The organism is Ochrobactrum sp. EDr1-4 (genome assembly GCF_049199085.1).
Taxonomy (GTDB): domain Bacteria; phylum Pseudomonadota; class Alphaproteobacteria; order Rhizobiales; family Rhizobiaceae; genus Brucella.
Genome location: NZ_JBLZOF010000002.1, coordinates 501,062 through 523,356, shown reverse-complemented (window position 1 = coordinate 523,356; position 22,295 = coordinate 501,062). Strand labels below are relative to the sequence as shown.

Sequence of the window (22,295 nt, the reverse complement as noted above, 5' to 3'; positions counted from 1 at the left end):
GTTTCAGCCGTCAAGGCAGTTCGTGATCTGATCGTTTGCGGTCAGCTTGCACGATCAGCCTCTGACGGCGGATCGACAGAAAGGCAAGCTAATGACCGACAACAACTTCACCGAAGTTCTAAATGTTGCCGACCTCCCTGCTGCTGCAATTGCCAGCCGCATCGCTGATATTCGTACCGGCGACGCCGTAGAAATCGTCAATGAACTGGATGCAGACGACGCAATCGCCGTTGTTGCCCAGCTTTCGCATGATGACGCTATCCGTCTGCTCGATCAGCCGGAATTGGAACGTGCGACCGAAATTCTTGCAACTTTGCAGCCAAACATTGCCAGCCAACTTCTGGATGGTATGTCTGCTGACCGCGCGACCGACGTTTTCCATGAACTGGATGACGCTGACCGTGCGCGTCTATTCCCTATTCTCGCGCCCGAAACGAAAGCTGCGCTCAAGAAGCTGATGGGCTATGCGCCGAATACGGCCGGTAGTCTGATGACCATTGAGTTCATCACTGTTTTCTCTGATTGGAATGTCGGGCAGACGCTTGATCATATCCGTCAGGTTGAGCGCACGCGTGAGACTGTCTACGCCATCTATGTGGTCGATCCGCAAACCCGCGTTTTGCTGGGCGTTGTCAGCCTGCGCCGCCTGATTGTGCGTGAACTGGATGAGCCAATCCTCTCGCTTGCACGCGACGATGATCCGATCACGATCTCGCCGCTTGAAGATCGCGAAGATGTTGCCCGTCTTTTCCGTAAGCATGACTTGCTGGCCGTTCCTGTCGTTGATGACAGCCGCCACATCATCGGCATTGTAACTGTCGATGATGTGCTGGATGCCATGACCGAGGACGCAAGTGAAGACGCTTACCGCTTTGGTGGTATGGAGGCGCTTGATAAGCCTTACATGCGTATTGGCTTCGGCGAAATGCTCAAAAAACGTGGTGGCTGGCTGGGGGTTCTATTCCTCGGCGAAATGCTCACAGCAAGTGCAATGCAGCATTTTGAACTTGAACTTGAAAAGGCTCTGGTTCTCACCTTGTTTATTCCGCTGATCATGTCGTCGGGTGGTAATTCAGGTTCGCAGGCCACGTCGCTGATCATTCGCGCGCTTGCACTTCAGGAATTAAGCCTGAAGGATTGGTGGCGTGTTGCTTTGCGCGAAATACCAACGGGTCTTGCCCTTGGTGCATTCCTCGGTTTCATCGGTGTTGTGCGTATTGCCATTTGGCAGAGCCTCGGCATTTATGATTATGGTGAGCATTGGATACTGGTTGCGGCGACAGTTGGCATGGCACTCGTCTGTATTGTGACGTTTGGCTCGTTAACAGGCTCGATGTTGCCGTTTGCTCTTCGTAGATTAGGCTTTGATCCTGCCAGTGCATCGGCACCATTTGTCGCTACATTGGTCGATGTGACGGGTCTCGTGATCTATTTCAGCGTGGCACTGGTCATTCTTTCAGGCACATTGTTGTAGAAACATCGGCAAAACTGTCACAATTGCAGTGTAAATAAACGCGCAATTCTGGACTTTTTCGGTTAATTTAGGGGCAGTTTCGTACTGCCCCTTTCTAAAACGTAAAAAAACATGTAAGAGCGCCTCATTGATTTTCCGTGCATCCATCTTGGCGCGGCTCCCAACTCATAAAGAAGTGATCTCCATATGGAATTGCGTAATATCGCTATTATCGCACACGTCGATCATGGCAAAACCACATTGGTCGACGAACTGCTGAAGCAGTCAGGCTCTTTCCGTGAAAATCAGCGCGTTGCAGAACGCATGATGGATTCGAACGACATCGAGCGTGAGCGCGGTATCACCATTCTCGCGAAAGCCACTTCCGTAGTCTGGAAGAACACGCGTATCAACATCGTCGATACACCAGGTCACGCCGACTTCGGCGGCGAAGTTGAGCGTATTCTTTCGATGGTTGACGGCGCGATCGTTCTCGTTGACGCTGCTGAAGGCCCAATGCCACAGACGAAATTCGTTGTTGGCAAGGCTCTTAAGGTTGGTCTTCGTCCAATCGTTGCGATCAACAAGATCGACCGTCCAGATGGTCGTCATGAAGAAGTCATCAACGAAGTTTTTGACCTTTTCGCAAATCTTGATGCGACCAATGAGCAGCTCGAATTCCCAATTCTTTACGGTTCAGGCCGTAATGGCTGGATGGCGTTGAACCCAGAAGGTCCACAGGATCAGGGTCTGTCTGCGCTGTTTGATCTGGTGCTTGAGCATGTGCCAGCGCCAAAGGTTGCTGAAGGCCCATTCAGCATGATCGGTACAATTCTTGAAGCCGATCCGTTCCTTGGCCGTATTATTACTGGTCGTATCCATTCCGGTACCGTTAAGTCCAACCAGCCTGTAAAGGTTCTTGGTCAGGACGGAACACTTCTGGAAACAGGCCGTATCTCTAAGATTCTCGCGTTCCGCGGCATCGAGCGTCAGGCCATTGATGAAGCACAGGCTGGCGACATTGTTGCTATTGCCGGTCTCTCAAAAGGTACCGTTGCAGACACGTTCTGCGATACTTCGGTCAGCGTTCCGCTCGCAGCGCAGCCAATCGATCCGCCAACAGTTACTATGTCGTTTATCGTCAATGACAGCCCTTACGCTGGCACCGAAGGCGACAAGGTAACGAGCCGCGTTATCCGCGACCGTCTGTTCAAAGAAGCCGAAGGCAACGTTGCGCTTAAGATCGAAGAATCAAACGAAAAAGATTCGTTCTTCGTTTCGGGTCGTGGCGAATTGCAGCTTGCTGTTTTGATCGAAAACATGCGCCGTGAAGGCTTCGAGCTTGGCGTTTCGCGTCCGCGCGTTGTTCTGAAAGACGGCGAAAACGGCGAAAAGCTTGAGCCAGTTGAAGAAGTCGTCATCGACGTTGATGAAGAATATTCGGGCACAGTTGTTCAGAAGATGTCGGAACGTAAGGCCGAGATGGTCGAGTTGCGTCCTTCGGGCGGCAATCGCGTTCGTATGAAGTTCTACGCACCGACCCGTGGTCTCATCGGCTATCAGTCGGAACTTCTGACAGATACACGCGGCACGGCGATCATGAACCGTCTGTTCCACGAATATCAGCCTTACAAGGGTGAAATCGCTGGTCGTAACAACGGCGTTCTGATTTCAAACGATCAGGGTGAAGCAGTTGCTTACGCGCTCTTTAACCTTGAAGATCGTGGTCCAATGATCATTGACGCTGGCGTCAAGGTTTATCAGGGCATGCTGATCGGCATTCACTCACGTGATAACGATCTGGAAGTGAACGTGTTGAAGGGCAAGAAGCTCACCAACGTTCGTGCATCTGGTAAGGATGAAGCTGTTAAGCTAACCCCGCCAATCCGCATGACGCTGGAACGCGCGCTCTCGTGGATTCAGGACGACGAACTGGTTGAAGTAACGCCAAAGTCGATCCGTCTGCGTAAGCTCTACCTCGATCCAAATGAGCGCAAGCGCTTTGAAAAAAGCGGTAAGTAAGGCTTTGCCTGATTGCTTTGAAAAATGATTAAAAAGAAACGGCGCCGAAAGGCGCCGTTTTTGTATGTAGTTTTATTGAGTGAAACCTAGCGCTCGCCGCGGCGATAGGGCTGCATCAATGCCTGTGGTACGCGTGCACGGCGGGCCATGATGACGAGTGCGACAATCGACATGATGTAAGGGATCATCAGGAAAAGCTGATAAGGCACCAGCTTGCCGTAAACCGTCTGCAAACGTAGCTGGAATGCGTCAAAAAGTGCAAAGAGTAGAGCGCCCAAAAGTGCGCGTGCAGGCTTCCACGAGGCGAATACGACGAGCGCGATACATACCCACCCGCGTCCCTGCATCATGGTCGGGAAGAACGAGTTGAACGCAGAGAGCGTCAGAAACGAGCCGCCGACAGCCATCAGCGCACTGCCAAACATGATCGTAAAAATGCGAACGCGGATCGGATTGATGCCTTGCGCTTCGGCGGCATGCGGGTTTTCGCCGGTCATGCGGATGGCAAGGCCAAGCGGTGTGCGGAAAAGAACATAACCGAGCAGGAGTGCCAGTGGAATGGCAAGCCATGTAAGCGCCGTTTGAGTACCAAGTACCTGTCCGATGAATGGAATGTCTGCGAGCCATGACGGATTAACGGGCTGGAACGGCGTGATTGATGGTGGCGTTGACGACAGTGGCACCAGAAGACGAAACAGAAAATAGCTAAGGCTCGAGGCAAAGAGTGTAATGCCAAGCCCCACGACATGCTGCGAGAGGCCAAGCGGTACGGTGAGCGCTGCATGCAGCAGGCCAAACACAGCACCCGATGCTGCGGCGGCAAGTACACCGACCCAGAGGTCTGCTCCGTTAAAGACTGTAAGCCAGCCGATCATGGCGCCAAAGGTCATGATACCTTCAATGCCGAGATTAAGTACGCCCGCACGTTCGCAATAAAGTGCGCCGAGCGTGCCGAAAATAAGCGGTGTTGCGATGCGTAGAACCGAGACCCAGAGGCCAGCAGAAAGCAGGATATCCATCAACTCGTTCATCGGGCGATCCTGTATTGGGTGAAGAAGAGCGCAACCAGCATTGTAAGCAGTGAAAGTGCCACAGTCACATCGGCGATGAAGCTTGGAATGCCAATAGCGCGACTCATGCCGTCTGCGCCGACAAACATTGCGGCGGCAAAGAGTGCTGAGAAAATAGCGCCGATGGGGTTCAGATTGGCGAGCATGGCGACAATGATGCCGGAATAGCCAAAGCCCGGGGACAGGTCGGTCGTGACATAGCCTTTAACACCCATAACCTGTATTGCACCGGCAAGGCCAGCCAAACCACCAGAAATGCAGGCAACCTTCACAAGCGTTTTTCCAAGCGGAACACCCGCGAAACGAGCGGCTTGCGGGTTAAGTCCGGCTGCTTTGGTTTCAAGACCGAACACCGTGCGCTTCTGCACATAGGCGATGACCAGCGCGAGTGCGATGGCAATTGCGATTCCAATATGAAGGCGCATGCCCGACATGATTTTGGGTAGAACAGCCGCATCGGGTATCGGCTCTGACTGCGGCCAGCCGAAAGCCAGCGGGTCTTTCATTGGACCTTCGATCATCATCGAAACGAATAGTACGGCGACGAAATTAAGCAGCAGTGTGGTCACGACTTCATCGACACCAAAGCGGAGGCGCAGACCAAGCGGGATCAGCAGAAAAATCATGCCAGCAACGGCACCGACGATCAGCAGCAACGGAATAAGCAGAGCTGCGGGGAGGGCTAATTGCGTGCCGAGCGCTACAACTGCCAGCGCGCCCATATAGAATTGACCTTCAGCGCCAATATTCCAGAGCTTGGAGCGGAACGCGACCGCCGCCGCAAGGCCAGTTAGCATTAAAGGAGTAGCGCGGGTGAGCGTTTCGGTGATTGAAAGCTTGGTTCCAAAAGCACCAATTGCCATCTGGCGGAAAGATTCAAGCACCGGCGCACCGGCAGCTGCAATCAGCAGGCCAGCGAGCACAAAGGCAGCGAGAACAGCGATAACCGGCGCGGTTGCCACCAAAGCCATGGGCCGTGTTTCGCGTCGTTCAATACGCATCAGTTCAGCCCCTTCGTGGAATTATTCTGCCATTCACCGGCCATCATCAGGCCCAGTCTTTGCGCATTGGCTTCATCGGCATCAATCGGCGGTGACAGCTTACCCTTGACGATAGCCTGAACGCGGTCGGCAAGGCCGATGATTTCGTCAAGGTCTTCCGAGATCAGCAGAACGGCCGCACCTTTGGATCGCGCTTCCAGAATGCGGGCATGGACGGCTGCGACGGCACCTTCATCAAGGCCGCGTGTCGGCTGCGCCGCTATCAGAATACGTGGAGCCGTTTCAAGATTGCGGCCCAGAATAAGCTTCTGCATGTTGCCGCCCGAAAGCAGACGAATACGGCTGTCGGGCGTGCCGCCACGCACGTCGAAGTCTTTGATGATGCGGTCGGTAAATTCACGCGCAGCTGTGCGGTTGACCAGAATGCCATTGGAAAACTGCGGATCGCGGACGCGTTCAAGCACGGCATTTTCCCAAAGTGTGAGATCGCCGATAGCACCTTCTGTGTTGCGATCTTCAGGGATACGGCCAACACCCATTCCCACAAATTCGCGCGGATCAAACTTGGTGACAGCCTGCCCGAACATCACAAGGGAACCGCTGGCAAGCTGGCTTAGGCCCGAAACAAGACGACCCAGCGCTGCCTGACCATTTCCGGACACGCCGATGATGCCAAGCGTTTCGCCTGCGCGCAGATGAAAGTCGATATCTGTCAGGCGTGTAGCACCATCCTCAATCACGCTCACATTCTTTGCTTCGAGTAATGTCTCGCCGGGGGTAGCTGCGGCGCGCGAAGGGCGCGAAACGCGGCGACCAACCATAAGTTCAGCCAGTTCTTCCTTCGATGTTTCGGACGCTTTACGCTCAGCGACAAGCTTGCCGCCGCGCAAGACCACAACGCGGTCAGCTGCAGACATGACTTCATGCAGCTTGTGCGAAATGAAAATCAGCGACAGGCCCTGACGCGCCATTTCTTTGAGTGTTTTAAATAGACCTTCTGCTTCTTGTGTCGTCAGAACGGCGGTTGGCTCGTCGAGGATCAGAATATCGGCATCGTTGTAAAGCGCTTTGAGAATTTCCACGCGCTGTTGCTCGCCGACAGAAAGATCACCAAGCCGTGCATTAGGATCGACCTGTAGACCAAAGCGTTTGGCGATCTCGGCGATCTTGGCATGCGCAGCACGGTGCGCTGATTTCAGCTTCCAGAGGCTTTCAGTGCCTGTGATGATGTTTTCCAGAACCGTGAGATTAGGTGCCAGCGTAAAATGCTGATGCACCATACCAACGCCTGCATCAATTGCGGCACGGGGCTTTCCCTGCGGGATTTCTGCCCCCTTGACGAAGACACGGCCTTCATCGGGGACATAATGGCCGAAGAGGATATTCATCAGCGTGGTTTTGCCAGCGCCGTTTTCGCCCAGGAAAGCGAGGATTTCGCCGCACTCAAGCTTTAAAGAAATATCGTCATTGGCGGTCAGTGCGCCGAACCGCTTGGTGATGTTTTGCAGTTCTAGAACTGTCGTGGTCATGCGTTCAACCCCGCAACGCCAAATTTGTGCTGCCAGCGTTGGTCCTCTTCCAACAACTCGCCAAGGTTTAAGAGAAGATTGTCCGCTCCCATCGGTGCAATCAGCTGAATTGCAAGCGGCAGACCGTTCGTGTCCTCGCCAAAAGGCATGGAAAGCGCCGGGAAACCGGAAATATTGGCCAATGCCGCATAAGGCGCAAAGACATTCATCTTATGCCAATGCGCGTCTACATCGTCGTGATCCATTGGGTAAGAGCCGATAGGTTGCGGACCACTTGCCAGCATCGGCGTAATCAGCACATCGACATCATGGAATATCTGCCAAAGCTGATAGGCGGTCATAACGCCACCATTCATTGCGTCATAAAGATCGATAGCGCTCATCTTGCGCCCACGTGATGCTACAGCCTGCGTCAGTCTTTCTAGCTTTGCTTCATCGATCAAAAAAGCATCAATTGCCGAGGCTAAATTGGCCGAGATAATCCGGTCAAACGCTGTTGCGCTGGCATCAGTGAGCGGCGCGAGCGTGCCCGCATCAACATTGCGGATCGTGTGGCCTTGCGCTTCCAGAAAGCGTGCGGCATCTGCAACCACTTGCTGGCGCTGTTCTGTTACCGGATATTTCGCCAGATCACCGGAAACAACGCCAATGCGTAATTTTGAAAGTTGGGTGGTTGAAGAAAACGCTACATCTGGAAGGAAGCTTTCGATGTTTCCGGCCACCAGCGGAAACAGTGTCTTTGCATCGCGGATAGAGCGGCAAAGCGCAAATTCGCTCGCAATACCTGCTAGATAATTACCGAAGTACGGACCGGCTGGCATCGCGCCGCGGCTTGGCTTGAGGCCAATCAGCCCGCAGGTTGCAGCCGGAACGCGGATCGAGCCGCCTGCATCTGTTGCGTGCGCGATCGAAACAATGCCCGCTGCAACGGCTGCGGCGGCGCCACCCGATGAACCGGCAGGCGAAAGCTTTTCATCAAAAGGGTGGCGGGCGAGGGGACCATTTATAGGCTCGCTTGAAAGCGCCATGCCAAATTCGGGAACAGTTGTCGTCCCGAGGAAATTAAGACCAGCTGTGCGTAAACGTGCAGCGAGTTCTGAATCAAGTTCAGGAGGCGCATCTGCACATGCGCGTGAGCCAAGCCGGATTGGCAGGCCAGCGCACGGTCCGCCGAGGTCTTTGAAAAGCGATGGCACTCCGGCGAAAGGAGCTTTGTGATCAAAAGCTGCTGCGTTGTTTCGGCCTAGTTCGGCGTCGAGATATGCAATGGCGCCCAGAGGGCGCCATTTTTCTACTGCTTCAATTGCGGCATCCATAGCCTCTCGTGCGGTCAAAACGCCTTTCGCAATCGCTTGCGCGAGCGCTGTTGCATCCTGTTGCTTCATATCGAGTGCCACGTCTGTTGTCCTGAAATTCGTTACTTAGGTTCAGCCGGGTTTGGCTCGACTTTGAAGGTGCCAGCTTTGATCTCAGCGCGGCGCGCTTCCATCTTCGCTTCGACGTCTGCTGGTGCCGAACCCTTGACGTAAACGATGTCGTTGCCGCCTTCCTTCATCAGACTGAATGGCGTGTAGTCCTTGCCGGTTGGCGATCCGGCTTTAACGTCAGCGATGGCCGCATTGAGGATCGGGCGGAAATTCCACATCGCATTGGCGAAGACAGTGTCAGGATAGCGTGGCGTATAATCGATCAGCGAACCAATCGCTTTGATGCCGCGTTCCTTGGCAGCATCTGCCGTACCGATGCGTTCGCCAAACAGAATGTCTGCGCCAGCGTCGATCTGTGCAAGACCCGCTTCACGTGCCTTTGGTGGATCGAAGAACGTGCCGATAAACGACGCATTGAACTTCGCATCCGGGCGGGTTTCTTTTACGCCCTCCTGAAATGCGTTGATGAGCATGTTGACTTCAGGAATTGGAATAGCGCCAACCGAGCCGAATGTACCGGTTTTGCCCATGCCACCTGCGAGCATGCCTGCAAGGTATGCTGCTTCAAAGTTCCAGGTGCCGAATACGCCGAAATTATCGCCCTGCTCTTTGCCGGACGAACCCATGATGAAGGTCGTCTGCGGATAATCTGCTGCGACCTGACGCGCTTCACGTTCAACCGCATAGGATTCACCGACAATCAGCTTGATGCCTTGCTCGGCATATTCGCGCATGGCGCGGGGATAATCGCTGGCAGAAACGCCTTCTGAGAAGACATATTCAATAACGCCTTCATCATTGGCCTGCTTGAGCGCTTCATGAAGGCGCGAGTTCCATGCATTTTCGACGGGCGATGCATGGATGCCTGCAACTTTCAGCTTTTCTTCGGCTGCGAAAACGCTGGTGGTGAGTGCGGTTGCACCGAGTGCTGCCGACATGACGAGAACGCTGCGGCGTGTGAATGTGGATATTTTGGTCATAGGAACCCCTCTTGGGTGATTTTAGACGTGCAATTATGCGCGACTTTTTGCTCTGCCTCTTTTGTTGAGGCTTATGAGCAATGTCACGTATTTCAGACGAATCTGCCGTTAATTCAAGCGCTTTTATCAGACGATTGAAAAACAGGCATTAGTTTTCCGTCGCATTTCTGTGGGTATTATCCGCGTGGCGCGTAATCCGCACCATCCACGGATGAAGGCCGTCCTGCTAGGTTCAAATTGCTGATGCGCTGCGGTGTTTCGGCAATGATCTTGCCGCGCTTGACGACTGTCAGGCGGTTGGCCTTGAGACGCAGTGCTTCCAGCGGATCGCGTGCCTGAAGCACGACAAAATCTGCGTTGCAGCCTTTTTCAAGACCGTAACCTTCGAGACCAAGCGCTTTGGCCGAATTAACGGTGAGCGAATTAAAGACCTGCTTTTTGCCTTCGATGGATGTCATCTGCGCCACATGAACGGCCATATGGCCAACTTCCAGCATGTCGCCTGAACCCATCGAATACCATGGATCCATCACGCAATCGTGGCCGAAGGCTACGTTAACACCAGCAGCCATCAGTTCCGGCACGCGGGTCATACCGCGGCGTTTCGGATATGTGTCGGCGCGGCCCTGCAAGGTGATGTTGATGAGCGGGTTTGGAATGGCATTCATTTGCGCTTCTGCGATGAGCGGAATGAGCTTGGAAACGTAATAGTTATCCATGGAATGCATGGAGGTGAGATGCGAGCCAGACACGCGGCCTTGCAGACCAAAGCGCATGGTCTGTGCTGCCAATGTTTCAACGTGGCGCGACATTGGATCGTCGGTTTCATCACAATGAATATCAACCGGCAGGCCACGTTCAGCAGCAATGCGGCAGAGCTCTTCAAGCGAGGCTGCACCATCAGCCATGGTGCGTTCAAAATGCGGAATACCGCCCACGACATCAAGGCCCATATCAAGTGAGCGGTTGACGAGATCGACAGCGCCCGGCGAGCGATAATAGCCGTCCTGCGGGAAGGCTACCAGCTGCAGATCGATGTAAGGCTTTACCTTTTCGCGTACTTCGATCATCGCTTCGGCAGTGAGAAGGCGTGGATCACTGACATCGACATGACTGCGGATAGCAAGCAAGCCCTGGCTGACGGCAAGATCGCAATAGCGCAGAGCGCGTTCAACCATCGCTTCAACGGTCAGCATTGGCTTTAGCTCGCCCCAAAGTGCAATGCCTTCCAGTAGTGTCCCCGACCGATTGAGGCGCGGCAAGCCAAGCGAAAGGGTCGCGTCCATATGGAAATGTGGATCAACAAAAGGAGGCGTGACCAGACGGTCTGATGCGTCGATTTCTTTCGCTGCCTGATGTTCACCCTTGGATGGGACAATATCGGCAATCTTGCCATCCTTGACCAGAATGTCCTGCTTTTCACGTCCGTCGGGAAGATTGGCGTTTCTTACAATCAGATCGAACATCGGCAGCCTCTTGGTCGTTATAAAAATATGAGCGCTATAAAGTGCTGCTCATTTCTCGTTTGACTTATACCCAACTTTGCATGCTTGCAATGCTAACGGAGCCATAAGGGGTCGTCATCCGCTACGTAAAATGCTAGGCCGCAGAAATACCGTTTGCAGGATAGACATGTTCACCATCAGCCGCATTGAGACCATTACGCAGGAGATCAAGAAGAGCCGCTTTTTAGGCGTCGCTGCTCCTGTTGCGAATGAACAAGCGGCGAAAGACTTTTTGGCTGAACATTCCGATCTTGCTGCCAATCATAATTGCTGGGCATGGCGCATTGGTCAGAATTATCGTTTCAGCGATGATGGCGAACCAAGTGGCACGGCGGGCAAGCCCATTTTACAAGCCATTGATGGTCAGCAGCTTGATAATATCGCAGTGGTCGTCACGCGCTGGTTCGGCGGTATTTTGCTGGGTAGTGGCGGATTGATGCGCGCATATGGCGGCACAGCGGCCATGTGTTTACGACAAGCGGAAAAGACCGAGGTGATCCCGGTTATAGGGTTCCAATTTGGGTACGACTTCTCCGATCATGCACTGATTAAAGCGCGTCTCACGGCTGTTGAACATGTGACGATCATCAGCGAAAACTTCACAGCGACGGGCGTTGAAATTATCGGCGCGATGCCGCTCGCTGTTCAAGGTGAACTGGCGCAACTCGTGACAGATCTCACGCGCGGAAAAGCGATTATCAAGTTTGATGAATGATTAAGAGCGCATCCCGAAAAGTGTGAAACGGTTTTCGGGATGCGCGTAAAGTAAAAATTAGAGCGCGACGCGCTCTAAGAGAGCTGAGACTTTCGCAATGCTTCCGTCGAATAATGTTTGCGCTTATCCGCATACATCAGAAGATCAGCGCGCTTGGCAACTGTCTCGAGATTTTCGCCCGGCATACTGGTAGCCGCACCCATAGAAAGCTCAATCTTAAGGTGTGAATAATACTGATTGTTGATGTCGATCAGCCGACGAATGTCTTCCATGACAGCATCCGCGCCACGTTCATCGATATAAGGCAGAACGACCGCAAACTCATCACCGCCAATGCGGGCTGCGTGACCGGGTAGTTTGACGGCTTCGTTCAGAACTTCGCCGATCCGGCGTAGCAGGCCGTCACCACTCGCGTGCCCAAGCTGGTCATTGGCCGTTTTAAGGCCATTAAGGTCAATAATGATGATTGAGACAGGCTCGTGGTTTTTGCGCTCAAGCCGATTGAGTTCGTCAACATAGAATGCCCGGTTATGCAACTTGGTCAGAACATCGTGTTTGCCAAGATATTCGAGATAGGCTTCAGCTTTTTTGCGGGCTGTAATGTCAGCAAGCGCGACCTGAACAAGCGACCAATCGTTTTCATGCCCCGGAAGAACTGAGAATTGCAACAATAAATGTCGTTCTGTGCCATCAAGTGCATAATTGACGACTTCACGGCGTTGAAAATAGACGCCATTCCAGAGATCAATCAGTTGTTCGCGAAAATTCGTCTCCATGTCGTCTTTGAAGACATGTGGCAGGTTTTTCAGAAGCGTTTCTTTATTCGGTGCTGCAAACAAATCCAGCGTTTCACGATTGATGTCGAGAACGCGAATTTCGCTCATGCACTGGCGTACAAATTCTGGATGCACGTCCGTAAATATCCGAAAATCTTCTATCCCACGTTCGCGGATGTCATCCATCAATTGCTTGATACGGCTGAAGTCTTCAACCCAAAGCGAAACAGGCGAATGCTCGAATAGGCCTTCGGCATGCTGTTTGTGCTTGCTTTGCTCGCGCCGCGCTTCTTCGCGTGCTGTCACATCTTCAATGGATAAAAGAACTCGGTCCCACGTTTCCTCGTGCCCCGGAAGAACCACGCCTTTGAGCTGAATATCGAGACGTTTGCCATTGAGTGAATAGTTGATGGTATCGCTGTTAAACGCGTTGTCGCCATTCCAGAGCTGCACCATTTCGTCGATATGCGGGTCGAGCATGTCGTCACGGAAAACACGTTCCAGATTTTCAACCAGATGGTTGAAATCCTGCGCTTCATAAAGCGACAGCGTTTTGCGATTGACCTTGAGAACACGGATATGACTTGTGCAGATACGCAGGCGGCTCGTGTCTTCTTTGAGAAATGCTCTTAAATCCGTAACGCCAAGCTTCCGCCACTGTTCGAATTGCTCACGCAACCCGCTGTAATCTTCGAGCCAAAGAGAAATAGGTGCGAGTTCGAAAACATTGGCACCGTCAGTCAAAGCGAATTCCATATTCATGATCAGGCTCTCAGACCGAAGCGAAACGGTAGCAGGTGCGTGTCGGATGCCACACCGAAAATGCCTTATATGATGGAGTATAATAATTAACCAGTGTTTATATAGCCGAAGGTTTATTAACCAAAATTATAAGCGATTGGCGAATAATCAGATTGGTAGAGACATCTGGCCCGATAACAATTATCGGTTGTTTGGGGAATTTTTATAATTCATTTGTTTTCTCGTCCTATGACTGCCGATGAAAGCGAACGAGATTTGCCTTGCGGGCATGCATCACGGGGATACGTTAATATGGATGAGCGGCACAAAAGCCATGAAGTGCCTTTGGCCGTTGATCTTGACGGAACGCTGATCGCGACTGACCTGCTGTGGGAAAGCATTTTCGTTCTACTGAAAAGAAATCCACTATATCTGCTTTTGCTGCCCGTCTGGTTGGTTTCGGGCAAAGCCAACTTGAAACAGCAAATTGCAAGCCGTATTTCGTTTGATGTTTCTTTGTTGCCATACAGGCAGGATTTTCTCGATTATCTGCGGCATCAACATGCAAGAGGGCGCAGACTGGTGCTTGCAACGGCGGCTGCGGAACCGTTGGCGCGGGCCGTTGCAGAAGAGCTAGGAATATTTGAAGCGGTCTTTGCGACCTCGGGCGCGACCAACTTGTCTTCGCATCGTAAAGCGAAAGCGCTGACAGAGCATTATGGTGCAAGAGGCTTCGATTATGCCGGTAATGACCGTGCGGATCTTGCAGTTTTTGCGGCTGCGCGCGAAGCGATCATTGTAGCACCTGATCGTGCCGCATCGCGCTTTCAGAAGGCAAATGACAGCCAGTCATTTCAAAAGCCAGCTACTGGTTTAAAGCCATATCTCAAAATGCTGCGTGTGCATCAATGGCTTAAAAACCTGCTGGTTTTCGTACCGGCTATTCTGGCGCATACGATCTTTTTTGCAGAAGACTTTATTGCTTCAATTTTAGCCTTTGTTGCGTTTTCTGCTGCGGCTTCAGCGATATATATCATCAATGATATCATTGATTTGCCGCTCGATAGACAACATGCGAGGAAGCGGCTGCGTCCCTTTGCAAGTGGCGCGCTCAGCATTCCTTTTGGCCTTAAAGTTTCATTTCTGCTGCTCGTGATTACCGCAGTAACCTGTTTCTTTTTGCCATTGGCCTTCAGTCTGGTCATCGGCACTTACCTTGTCGCAACGACAGCTTATTCGCTTGTTTTGAAACGCGCACTTCTTGTCGATGTTATCTGTCTCGCGGCGCTCTATGCGCTTCGGCTTTTGGGTGGCACTGCGGCGACAGAAATTCCACAGTCATTCTGGCTGATGGCTTTCGCGATGTTTTTCTTTTTGTCGCTGGCGCTGGTCAAGCGCTATGTGGAACTTCAGAACTCGACGGCAACGGAAAAAGATCGCATCGCTGGTCGCGGCTATCGACCGGAGGATATGGATATTGTCGGGCAAAGCGGTGTCGCGTCTGGCTTCACGGCTGTTGTGGTTTTGGCGCTTTACATTAACAGCGCAGCCGTTCAGCAGCTCTATACCTATCCGTGGCTGATCTGGCCGTTGGTTCCGATTGTCCTCTACATCATTATCCGTGTCTGGATTTTGGCGCATCGCAAAGAGATGGACGACGATCCGGTCGTGTTTCTCGCCAATGACTGGCGCAGTCAGGTCGTGATCGCGATAGGAACAATCCTGCTATTTGTTGCCGGGATGCGATGATGGACCAGTCTTTTGACAGTTTTGGACGCATTGATCGCCGCAAGCGTAACGTGATTGCGTTCGACGATGTATTTTCCAAACTGGAAGGCCCGGAAACGTTGCTCGCTTTCGGCAATGGGCGGTCTTATGGCGATAGTTGCCATAATGATGCGGGCTTGCTTGTGCCAATGCGCACGCACAATCACATTGTCAGTTTCGACCCGCATACCGGAATTCTGGAAGCGGAATCTGGCGCGCTGTTGAGCGAAATTATCCAGGCGGTGGCCAAGTACGGCTATTTTCTGCCGGTTACTCCCGGTACGCGTTTTGTGACGCTTGGCGGTTCAATCGCCAATGATGTTCATGGCAAAAATCACCATGTGCGTGGCACTTTCGGCAGTCATGTGGAGAGTTTTGAACTGCTTCGTTCAGACGGTGTGCATTACCAATGTTCGAGTGCTGAGAACCCTGAGCTCTTCGCGGCAACCATTGGCAGTATGGGCCTGACGGGGCTTATCCTCAATGCCCGCATACGTCTGATGCCGGTTGGATCACTGGATGTCGAAGAACGCATCACACCGTTTAAAAGCCTGTCTGAGTATTTCGCAATTGCGGAAGAAGCCGACCGCGACAATGAATATGCGGTGGCTTGGGTGGATCAACTGGCAACGGGTCGCTCGGAAGGGCGTGGCGTTTTGATTACCGGTCATCACGCGATCAATGGTAATCGCAGCGTGAATACTGGCGCGGCGCGGCTCGGGGTCCCGTTTGATCTGCCATTTTCGATGCTTAATAAGGTGAGCCTGACAGCCTTTAACAACTTATATTTTTATACAAAGCGCCGTAAGCAGGAGCCGCATCTGACAGGCTTTGCGGGCTTTTTCTATCCGCTGGATGGTTTGCACAATTGGAACCGCTTTTACGGCCCCGCCGGGCTATATCAGCATCAGAGCGTCATACCTTTTGAGGCGGCAGAGAAAACAATCCCTGCAATGCTGGCAGCAAGTCGCGATGCTGGACAAGCCTCTTTCCTGACAGTTCTCAAGCGCTTCGGTGATCTGCATTCTCCGGGGCTGCTGTCATTTCCAAGGCCTGGTTATACGCTCACGATGGATTTTCCCAATCGCGGGCGCAAGACGCTTGATCTGCTGGACCAGCTTGACAAAATGACCGTTGAGGCAGACGGGCGCGTAAATCCCTATAAGGATCAACGCATGAGTGCCGAGACATTCAAGGCAGGCTTTCCAGAATGGCGGCAGCTTGAAGACATGCGCGATGCGCGGTTTTGCTCTGATTTCTGGCGGCGTACCGCTCTCACTAATTAAAACGGGACAGATCATGAAATATATCCCATTCATTCTCTTTACGGTCGCGACGAATGCGGCAGCACAGCTATTGCTTAAATACGGAATGATGACGTTCAGTAATGCCAGCTATACAGCTGACACGCTGATTTATCGGATATTTCAGATTTTATTTAATCCGTGGGTTTTCGCTGGTCTGACCATGTTTGTGATTTCCATGGCGTCGCATATGTATGTGCTCTCGAAAGTCGATTTATCATTCGCATATCCTTTCCTAAGCCTTGCCTATGTCGCTGTGGCAGTGTTCGCATGGCTTTTATTCAAGGAAGAGCTGGGCGCCTACAAGATCGCGGGTATTGCATTCATTTGCATTGGAACTGTGCTGATCGCACAGAGCGGTAAGACGCCCAACGCTGAACAGAACGCAGTGGTTCAAGACCGTACACCAGTTTAATTTTTAGAGCCGGGGCAGGATTATGAGACATATTATTTTCGGTGGCGATGGGTTTGTGGGGCGTTATCTGGCTCCCATGCTTCTCGCTGATGGCCATGAAGTCGTTGTTGCAGACATAGTGAAAAGCGATCTGGCGCATTATAGTGATGCGACTTTCGTGCATACGGATGTGACTGACCCGGAAGCCATCCGCAAGCTTGGGCTTCGCGCCGACGATATGGTCTATAATCTCTCGGCCAAAATGCTTTCACCGCTTCAGGTGCGCGCCAAGCGTCATGATTTCTTCTTTTCGGTCAACTATTACGGTACGGAAAACATTATCAAGGCAATGGACGAGGCTGGCGCAAAGCGCCTCGTGCATTTCACCACCGATATGGTCTATGGCCACACTTATGTCTGGCCGCAGAAGGAAGATCACCCCTGCAATCCACTTGGTGAATATGGCCTGTCGAAGCTGAAGACCGAGGAATTGGCCGCAGAATGGCGCAAGAAAGGGATGAACATTTCGCTGTTCCGTCCGCGCTTGATTATCGGACCGGGACGCCTTGGCATTCTGGAAAAGCTGTTCAAGCTGATCGATAACAATCTGCCCGTGCCGATGATCGGATCGGGCAAAAATCCTTATCAGTTTATTTCCGTGTTCGACTGTGCGTCTGCTTGCTATGCCGCTTTCAAGGCAGGCGTGCCGAACGAGGTTTATAATCTCGGCTCGCTCAATCCGCCGCCGGTGCGCAAATTGCTTGGCGATCTGGTCAAACACGCGGGCTCGAAATCCATTTTGGTGCCGACACCAGCCTGGGCGGTCAAGCGCACGCTGGATTTCCTCGACTGGCTCAACAAGCCTTTGATGGACCCGGAGCAGTATCTGATTGCCGATGAAATGTGCGTTCTTGATGTGTCGAAAGGCGAGCGGGAACTCGGCTGGGTGCCGCAATATCGAGATGAAGATATGCTGATCGCAGCCTATAGCGAATATCACAAAAAGCTTGCATCGAAGGCAGCGTGAGGACAGGCCATGACAAATTTAGTAACGACAAATACCACGCCTAAGCCGAAACTTCTGACGGTTGAAGACGCCAAGGCGCTTGACCTGCCGCGCATGACTGAGCTTTTCACTGGACACCTAAATCCGGGACAGCTTCATTTCATGAAGCTGCTCGGCTTTCACAAGGTGAAAATCGAGCGTGCCGAAGGCATGTATTATTATGACCAAAATGGTAGCAAGATTCTCGATTTCTTCGGTGGCTTCGGGTCTCTGGCGCTGGGGCACAATCACCCGCGTATTCTGGAAGCACGCCGCAAATTTCAGGAAGAAATGCGGCACGAAATTGCGATTGCTTTCATGTCGCAATATGCGGCAGCGCTCGCTTATGACATTGCCGCCTGCTCGCCGGGCGATCTTGATATGGTGTTCTTAGGCTCGTCCGGTTCGGAAGCAATGGAAGCTGCTATCAAGGTTGCAGAACGTGCTGCAGGGCCGAAGAAGCCGAAGATCGTCTATGCCGAAAATTCTTTCCACGGCAAAACCAAGGGTGTGCTCTCGATCACCGATGGCGGGCTTTATCGTGGTGAGTTCAAGCTGGTCGATAATACGGTGCGCGTACCGTTCGGCGATATTGATTCAATCGAAAACGCGTTCCGCTCAGACCCTGAAATTGGCGTCATCGTGCTAGAAACCGTTCAGGGCGGCGGCGGCATCATTCAAGCCGATACTGTATTCTGGCAGAAGCTGCGCCAGCTCTGTGATCAGTATGGTGTCATCTGGATTGCTGATGAAGTGCAGTGCGGATTTGGTCGGACAGGAAAATTCTACGCGTTTGAACATTATGGGGTTATTCCCGATGTCACGGCGCTAGCCAAGTCATTGGGCGGTGGCAAGACAGCGATGGCTGCGATGATTGCAAAGCGTGACGTCTATATGAAAGCCTATGGTACGCCAAAGACGGCGATGATCCACGCCATGGCAACTTTCGGCGGTATTGGCGAAGCCTGCATCACCTCAATTGAAACAATCAACGTGCTTTACGACGAGCATCTCATCGATAACTCGGCGGAAACCGGTGATTATCTGCTGGGGCGTCTTAATGAGCTGCACGCACGCTATCCGAAACTCATCAAGGACGTGCGCGGCAAGGGCATGATGGTTGGGCTGGAGTTTCATGACTTCTCCAACGCCATGCCAATGGTACTTCGCCCTGTGCTGGCTATGCTTGATGACAAGTTGAAAGGCTCACTGCCGGGCTTTATTGGTAGTCATCTGCTGCGTGATCACGGCGTGTTGGTTGCCTTCACAGAGTATAATCGCAACGTGATCCGGCTCGAGCCGCCACTTATTTGTGGCCGTCAGCATGTGGATGAGTTCATCACAGCGCTGGATGAAATTCTCGGACGCGGCATTGTTGGCATCGTCAAAGACTTCGTGAAAGCGCAAATCAAGTAAAGCGAAAAAGCCGGGTGATTTCACCCGGCTTTTATTTTTGCAGAATGCCGGGACGCAGCAATAAATCCCAGCAAGGGTCGAGCGCAACCACATCGCGATCTTTGAGCGCATCGGCATAGATTTCCTGCAAGGCAAGGCGCGATGTCGTCATCGGGCATTTAGGCCTCAATACGCCATCAGTTGCTTCAACCGCAGCTTTGGTTTCAGGCGACATGGCGAGAACAGTGCGGAACGGATCTGCACCAATTTGGATTTTACGGGTCGCATTGCGATCAAGTAGCCAAGGAAACGGATCGGTGAAGTCGAGCGTCATCAGCGTATCAAGATGCAGACCGGATTTCGTCTCAAATTGTTTAAACGCTTTAACGGCTTTGTCAGCTGAGATGAGCCAATACATTTGATAATCAAGTTCGGAATAAAGCCGCCAGCTTGGCAGCTGTCCTTGCATTGCAAGGGTCTCATAAGGCGCGGGGTAATTGGCATAATGCTCGGGCAGCAATTTTGCGCGAGTCATAATGTCAGGCCGGGCCGAAACTTGGCGCATGTTTTTCAGCTCGGTCACAGGCGGTTGCACATAGGTTGGTGCCACAGCGATCGCCCGCAAAGTTCGATGCGTTACTTTGCTAAAAGTTGGAATAACGCAGAAAGCTGCGAGCACCACGAAAGCGATTTTGGCTTTGCCTTCGACATGTTTGATACGATCGTAGATCATCAGCAAAACTGGCCAGATAAAAATAAATTCCTGACTGCCGGTGTTTTGTGTCTCTACAGCAATGCCGCCGAACAAAATGACGGCAACCCATATCGAACTACGGTCGAAAAAGCGGTCACGACCTATGCTGCGTGTGGTTTCGAGCCATAGCAGAACCACAACAAGAATTGCAGTTGGCAGAATGACGTCCAATGTGCCGGAAACAACCGTCAGGAAACGCGGCAGCAATGCATCTTCGTTCAATAAAAGCAGCTGCTGAATGTCCGCAATATAAGCCGAAACTATGTGATTGTTTAATTCGAGTGCCACGAGGGCGAATAGCGCAAGAGCCGTCGAAACCAGAACGCTTTTAAGTGAGATGCGCCCAGCCAGAATTGCAGTCAGACCGAAAAGACCACCAACAAAAAATCCGGTGATTTTTGTTAGAAACAGTGCGAGCATAACAACGGCACAAAAGGCTGCTAGTTTGCGGCCATCTGCAATAAACATCAGTCCGCATGTCAACACATAAAGCAGCAGCGATACCTGACGATTATAGATGCCGAAGCCATCCAGCCCCGGATAAGATGTGTAAGTCTGCACGTTGGCGGGAAAGATGGCAAAGACCAGGAATGGAATGAGAAGTGCGAAGGCAAGCGTTCTGCTTTTTCTATCAACTTCCAGAAGCACGACGATCATCAAAGGTGCTGCAACTGCAAGCAATGACCATTGCACAAGCAACAAAGATTGGGCGTGTGGAAAAAGCTTCATGCCCCATGCGAAAAGATAATATCCAAGCGGCCCAACAGGCGTTGAAAAGTCGACCGATGGTATTTGTCCTGTATGAATACGTTGAGCTGCATCCAGATAGAGATACGTGTCCCAATACATCGGCCCAATTGGAACGGTCAGCGTGACGCTCAATAGGCCTAGCAGGGCTAAAAGCACGAACAGCATCCACCAGATTGGTTTGCCCGGAAAACGGGACTTTGCAGATTTTGTTTCTGGCAATCTGGATGCTGAAATTTTCAAATCTTCCCCCGTTCGGCATAATTCAACCGATCTATCTTGTTCTATCCCGTATATGTTTAAAATCTGCAAAACATATCTTGCGCTTGAAATTTCCCGCAATATGGTGCGCGCTTGACCGTAAAGCTGGAGTTGAATTTTGCAGAGCGTCGATGTTTTGGTGATAGGCGCTGGCGCTGCTGGCATGATGTGCGCGATTGAAGCTGCAAAACGCGGTCGTTCGGTGCTGGTTTTGGATCACGCCAAAAAGCCGGGCGATAAGATACGCATTTCTGGTGGTGGACGCTGTAACTTCACCAATATTCATGCAAGCCCAAAGAATTTCCTGTCGCAGAATCCGCATTTTTGCATTTCTGCTTTGAGCCGCTACACGCAGCGTGATTTTATCAAACTGGTAGAGCGATACGGTATTGCCTATCATGAAAAGACGCTTGGGCAATTGTTTTGCGATGGTTCGGCAACACAGATCATCGATATGTTGCTCGATGAAATGCATCGCCACGGCGCTCGTTTGCAGCTCGAGACTTCAATCGAAAATGTCGAAAATGTCGAAAATGTCGAAAAAGGCGAACACGGTTATGTTGTGCGGCATTCCGGCGGAACAGTCGCGGCGAAATCGCTCGTCATCGCGACAGGTGGAAAGTCCATTCCCAAAATGGGAGCGACAGGCTTCGGCTATGATATAGCCAAGCGCTTTAATTTGCGTCTGGTCGAGACGCGCCCCGGTCTGGTTCCGCTGACTTTTGAACCAAATTTGCTTGAGCGGCTCAAACCTCTCGCGGGTGTTGCGGTTGATGCAGTTGTGGCTTGCAAGAAGACGAAATTTGCGGAAGCGATGCTGTTTACGCATCGTGGTATTAGCGGTCCTTCTATCCTACAGATTTCATCTTATTGGAGAGAAGGCGATGAGATTGTTATCTCTATGCTGCCAAAGGCCGATCTGTTTGAACTATTGCGGGAGCAGCGATCCAAGAATGGCAAACAAGCTCTGCAAACTGCGCTTTCCTATTTCATTCCAAAGAAATTGGCGCAACTCATTGCCGCCGATTTCCCTGCAAGCAATTTGGCTGATTGTTCGGATGCCGTGTTGCGGCGTGCTGCTGCGGCAGTCAATGAATGGCATGTAAAGCCTGCGGGCTCGGAAGGTTATCGGACAGCGGAAGTGACGCTCGGTGGTGTTGATACGCGTGATCTTGATTCCAAAACCATGGAAGCAAGAGGCGTGCCGGGTCTCTATTTCATTGGAGAAGTTGTGGATGTCACAGGCTGGCTAGGTGGTTACAATTTCCAGTGGGCATGGTCTTCGGGCTGGTGTGCAGGGCAGGTCGCATAACACTGTGTCGTCGCGTCGCGCCTGAACGAATTCACTTAATCCTTTGTGGCTATATCTATGTCACTTAAAGTATTGGTGTAGGATGGAGGTTCGTCCG

At 52.0% G+C, this 22,295-nt stretch carries 17 protein-coding genes; 9 read left to right on the top strand and 8 right to left on the bottom strand.

Annotated elements, in window-relative coordinates; all coding sequences use genetic code 11:
- Nucleotides 1-91: 91 nt before the first annotated feature.
- A complete protein-coding gene (gene mgtE, locus ACOZHT_RS08900) occupies nt 92-1,474 on the top strand; it encodes a magnesium transporter (protein WP_339510124.1) in 1,383 nt (460 codons plus the stop codon).
- 186 nt (nt 1,475-1,660) lie between these two features.
- Nucleotides 1,661-3,475, top strand: a complete 1,815-nt coding sequence (typA, locus tag ACOZHT_RS08895) for a translational GTPase TypA (protein WP_421565622.1) — start codon at nt 1,661-1,663, stop codon at nt 3,473-3,475.
- A gap of 86 nt (nt 3,476-3,561) precedes the next feature.
- Here the strand turns inward: typA and ACOZHT_RS08890 are convergent, their stop codons facing one another.
- The 6 genes from ACOZHT_RS08890 to ACOZHT_RS08865 all read right to left on the bottom strand — a co-directional run bounded on the left by ACOZHT_RS08890 (nt 3,562) and on the right by ACOZHT_RS08865 (nt 10,948).
- Nucleotides 3,562-4,506 (bottom strand): ABC transporter permease, encoded by a 945-nt coding sequence (locus tag ACOZHT_RS08890; RefSeq protein ID WP_339510120.1) that lies wholly within the window; start codon nt 4,504-4,506, stop codon nt 3,562-3,564.
- Nucleotides 4,503-5,546 (bottom strand): ABC transporter permease, encoded by a 1,044-nt coding sequence (locus ACOZHT_RS08885; RefSeq protein ID WP_339510118.1) that lies wholly within the window; start codon nt 5,544-5,546, stop codon nt 4,503-4,505. Before ACOZHT_RS08885 ends, ACOZHT_RS08890 begins: the two co-directional genes overlap by 4 nt.
- Nucleotides 5,546-7,075, bottom strand: a complete 1,530-nt coding sequence (locus tag ACOZHT_RS08880) for an ABC transporter ATP-binding protein (RefSeq protein ID WP_339510116.1) — start codon at nt 7,073-7,075, stop codon at nt 5,546-5,548. The genes ACOZHT_RS08885 and ACOZHT_RS08880 overlap by 1 nt, the downstream gene beginning before the upstream one ends.
- Nucleotides 7,072-8,472, bottom strand: coding sequence for an amidase (locus ACOZHT_RS08875; protein WP_421565621.1), 1,401 nt, complete (start codon nt 8,470-8,472; stop codon nt 7,072-7,074). Before ACOZHT_RS08875 ends, ACOZHT_RS08880 begins: the two co-directional genes overlap by 4 nt.
- A gap of 20 nt (nt 8,473-8,492) precedes the next feature.
- Nucleotides 8,493-9,482 (bottom strand): BMP family protein, encoded by a 990-nt coding sequence (locus ACOZHT_RS08870; RefSeq protein WP_339510110.1) that lies wholly within the window; start codon nt 9,480-9,482, stop codon nt 8,493-8,495.
- Between the two features lie 176 nt (nt 9,483-9,658).
- Nucleotides 9,659-10,948 (bottom strand): amidohydrolase family protein, encoded by a 1,290-nt coding sequence (locus ACOZHT_RS08865; protein WP_339510108.1) that lies wholly within the window; start codon nt 10,946-10,948, stop codon nt 9,659-9,661.
- A gap of 166 nt (nt 10,949-11,114) precedes the next feature.
- On the opposite strand from ACOZHT_RS08865, the gene ACOZHT_RS08860 reads away from it, so the two are divergent.
- Nucleotides 11,115-11,702 (top strand): YigZ family protein, encoded by a 588-nt coding sequence (locus ACOZHT_RS08860; protein WP_339510106.1) that lies wholly within the window; start codon nt 11,115-11,117, stop codon nt 11,700-11,702.
- Nucleotides 11,703-11,776: 74 nt separating this feature from the next.
- Here the strand turns inward: ACOZHT_RS08860 and ACOZHT_RS08855 are convergent, their stop codons facing one another.
- Nucleotides 11,777-13,240: a diguanylate cyclase domain-containing protein gene (locus ACOZHT_RS08855; RefSeq protein WP_421565620.1), complete on the bottom strand. Its 1,464-nt coding sequence runs from the start codon at nt 13,238-13,240 to the stop codon at nt 11,777-11,779.
- 291 nt (nt 13,241-13,531) lie between these two features.
- On the opposite strand from ACOZHT_RS08855, the gene ACOZHT_RS08850 reads away from it, so the two are divergent.
- The 5 genes from ACOZHT_RS08850 to ACOZHT_RS08830 are packed head-to-tail and all read left to right on the top strand — an operon-like array spanning nt 13,532 to nt 19,145.
- A complete protein-coding gene (locus ACOZHT_RS08850) occupies nt 13,532-14,968 on the top strand; it encodes a UbiA family prenyltransferase (RefSeq protein WP_339510101.1) in 1,437 nt (478 codons plus the stop codon).
- A complete protein-coding gene (locus ACOZHT_RS08845; RefSeq protein ID WP_339510099.1) occupies nt 14,968-16,272 on the top strand; it encodes an FAD-binding oxidoreductase in 1,305 nt (434 codons plus the stop codon). Before ACOZHT_RS08850 ends, ACOZHT_RS08845 begins: the two co-directional genes overlap by 1 nt.
- Nucleotides 16,273-16,285: 13 nt before the next feature.
- Complete coding sequence (locus tag ACOZHT_RS08840) at nt 16,286-16,705, top strand: EamA family transporter (RefSeq protein WP_339510097.1); 420 nt, start codon at nt 16,286-16,288, stop codon at nt 16,703-16,705.
- Nucleotides 16,706-16,727: 22 nt separating this feature from the next.
- Complete coding sequence (locus ACOZHT_RS08835; RefSeq protein ID WP_421565619.1) at nt 16,728-17,711, top strand: NAD-dependent epimerase/dehydratase family protein; 984 nt, start codon at nt 16,728-16,730, stop codon at nt 17,709-17,711.
- A 9-nt stretch (nt 17,712-17,720) separates the two neighbouring features.
- Nucleotides 17,721-19,145: an aspartate aminotransferase family protein gene (locus tag ACOZHT_RS08830; protein ID WP_421565618.1), complete on the top strand. Its 1,425-nt coding sequence runs from the start codon at nt 17,721-17,723 to the stop codon at nt 19,143-19,145.
- Between the two features lie 31 nt (nt 19,146-19,176).
- Here ACOZHT_RS08830 and ACOZHT_RS08825 read toward each other — a convergent pair whose 3' ends face one another.
- Entirely contained in the window at nt 19,177-20,862 is a 1,686-nt protein-coding gene (locus tag ACOZHT_RS08825) for a hypothetical protein (protein WP_421565692.1), read from the bottom strand.
- Between the two features lie 187 nt (nt 20,863-21,049).
- On the opposite strand from ACOZHT_RS08825, the gene ACOZHT_RS08820 reads away from it, so the two are divergent.
- Complete coding sequence (locus ACOZHT_RS08820; RefSeq protein ID WP_421565691.1) at nt 21,050-22,198, top strand: NAD(P)/FAD-dependent oxidoreductase; 1,149 nt, start codon at nt 21,050-21,052, stop codon at nt 22,196-22,198.
- The last annotated feature ends 97 nt before the right edge of the window (nt 22,199-22,295 follow it).

What these genes read in the sequence shown, in the direction of transcription:
- mgtE (WP_339510124.1), top strand. Translation starts at nt 92, where the DNA reads ATGACCGACAACAACTTCACCGAAGTTCTAAATGTTGCCGACCTCCCT.
- typA (WP_421565622.1), top strand. Translation starts at nt 1,661, where the DNA reads ATGGAATTGCGTAATATCGCTATTATCGCACACGTCGATCATGGCAAA.
- ACOZHT_RS08890 (WP_339510120.1), bottom strand. Translation starts at nt 4,506, where the DNA reads ATGAACGAGTTGATGGATATCCTGCTTTCTGCTGGCCTCTGGGTCTCG.
- ACOZHT_RS08885 (WP_339510118.1), bottom strand. Translation starts at nt 5,546, where the DNA reads ATGCGTATTGAACGACGCGAAACACGGCCCATGGCTTTGGTGGCAACC.
- ACOZHT_RS08880 (WP_339510116.1), bottom strand. Translation starts at nt 7,075, where the DNA reads ATGACCACGACAGTTCTAGAACTGCAAAACATCACCAAGCGGTTCGGC.
- ACOZHT_RS08870 (WP_339510110.1), bottom strand. Translation starts at nt 9,482, where the DNA reads ATGACCAAAATATCCACATTCACACGCCGCAGCGTTCTCGTCATGTCG.
- ACOZHT_RS08865 (WP_339510108.1), bottom strand. Translation starts at nt 10,948, where the DNA reads ATGTTCGATCTGATTGTAAGAAACGCCAATCTTCCCGACGGACGTGAA.
- ACOZHT_RS08860 (WP_339510106.1), top strand. Translation starts at nt 11,115, where the DNA reads ATGTTCACCATCAGCCGCATTGAGACCATTACGCAGGAGATCAAGAAG.
- ACOZHT_RS08855 (WP_421565620.1), bottom strand. Translation starts at nt 13,240, where the DNA reads ATGAATATGGAATTCGCTTTGACTGACGGTGCCAATGTTTTCGAACTC.
- ACOZHT_RS08850 (WP_339510101.1), top strand. Translation starts at nt 13,532, where the DNA reads ATGGATGAGCGGCACAAAAGCCATGAAGTGCCTTTGGCCGTTGATCTT.
- ACOZHT_RS08845 (WP_339510099.1), top strand. Translation starts at nt 14,968, where the DNA reads ATGGACCAGTCTTTTGACAGTTTTGGACGCATTGATCGCCGCAAGCGT.
- ACOZHT_RS08840 (WP_339510097.1), top strand. Translation starts at nt 16,286, where the DNA reads ATGAAATATATCCCATTCATTCTCTTTACGGTCGCGACGAATGCGGCA.
- ACOZHT_RS08835 (WP_421565619.1), top strand. Translation starts at nt 16,728, where the DNA reads ATGAGACATATTATTTTCGGTGGCGATGGGTTTGTGGGGCGTTATCTG.
- ACOZHT_RS08830 (WP_421565618.1), top strand. Translation starts at nt 17,721, where the DNA reads ATGACAAATTTAGTAACGACAAATACCACGCCTAAGCCGAAACTTCTG.
- ACOZHT_RS08820 (WP_421565691.1), top strand. Translation starts at nt 21,050, where the DNA reads ATGATGTGCGCGATTGAAGCTGCAAAACGCGGTCGTTCGGTGCTGGTT.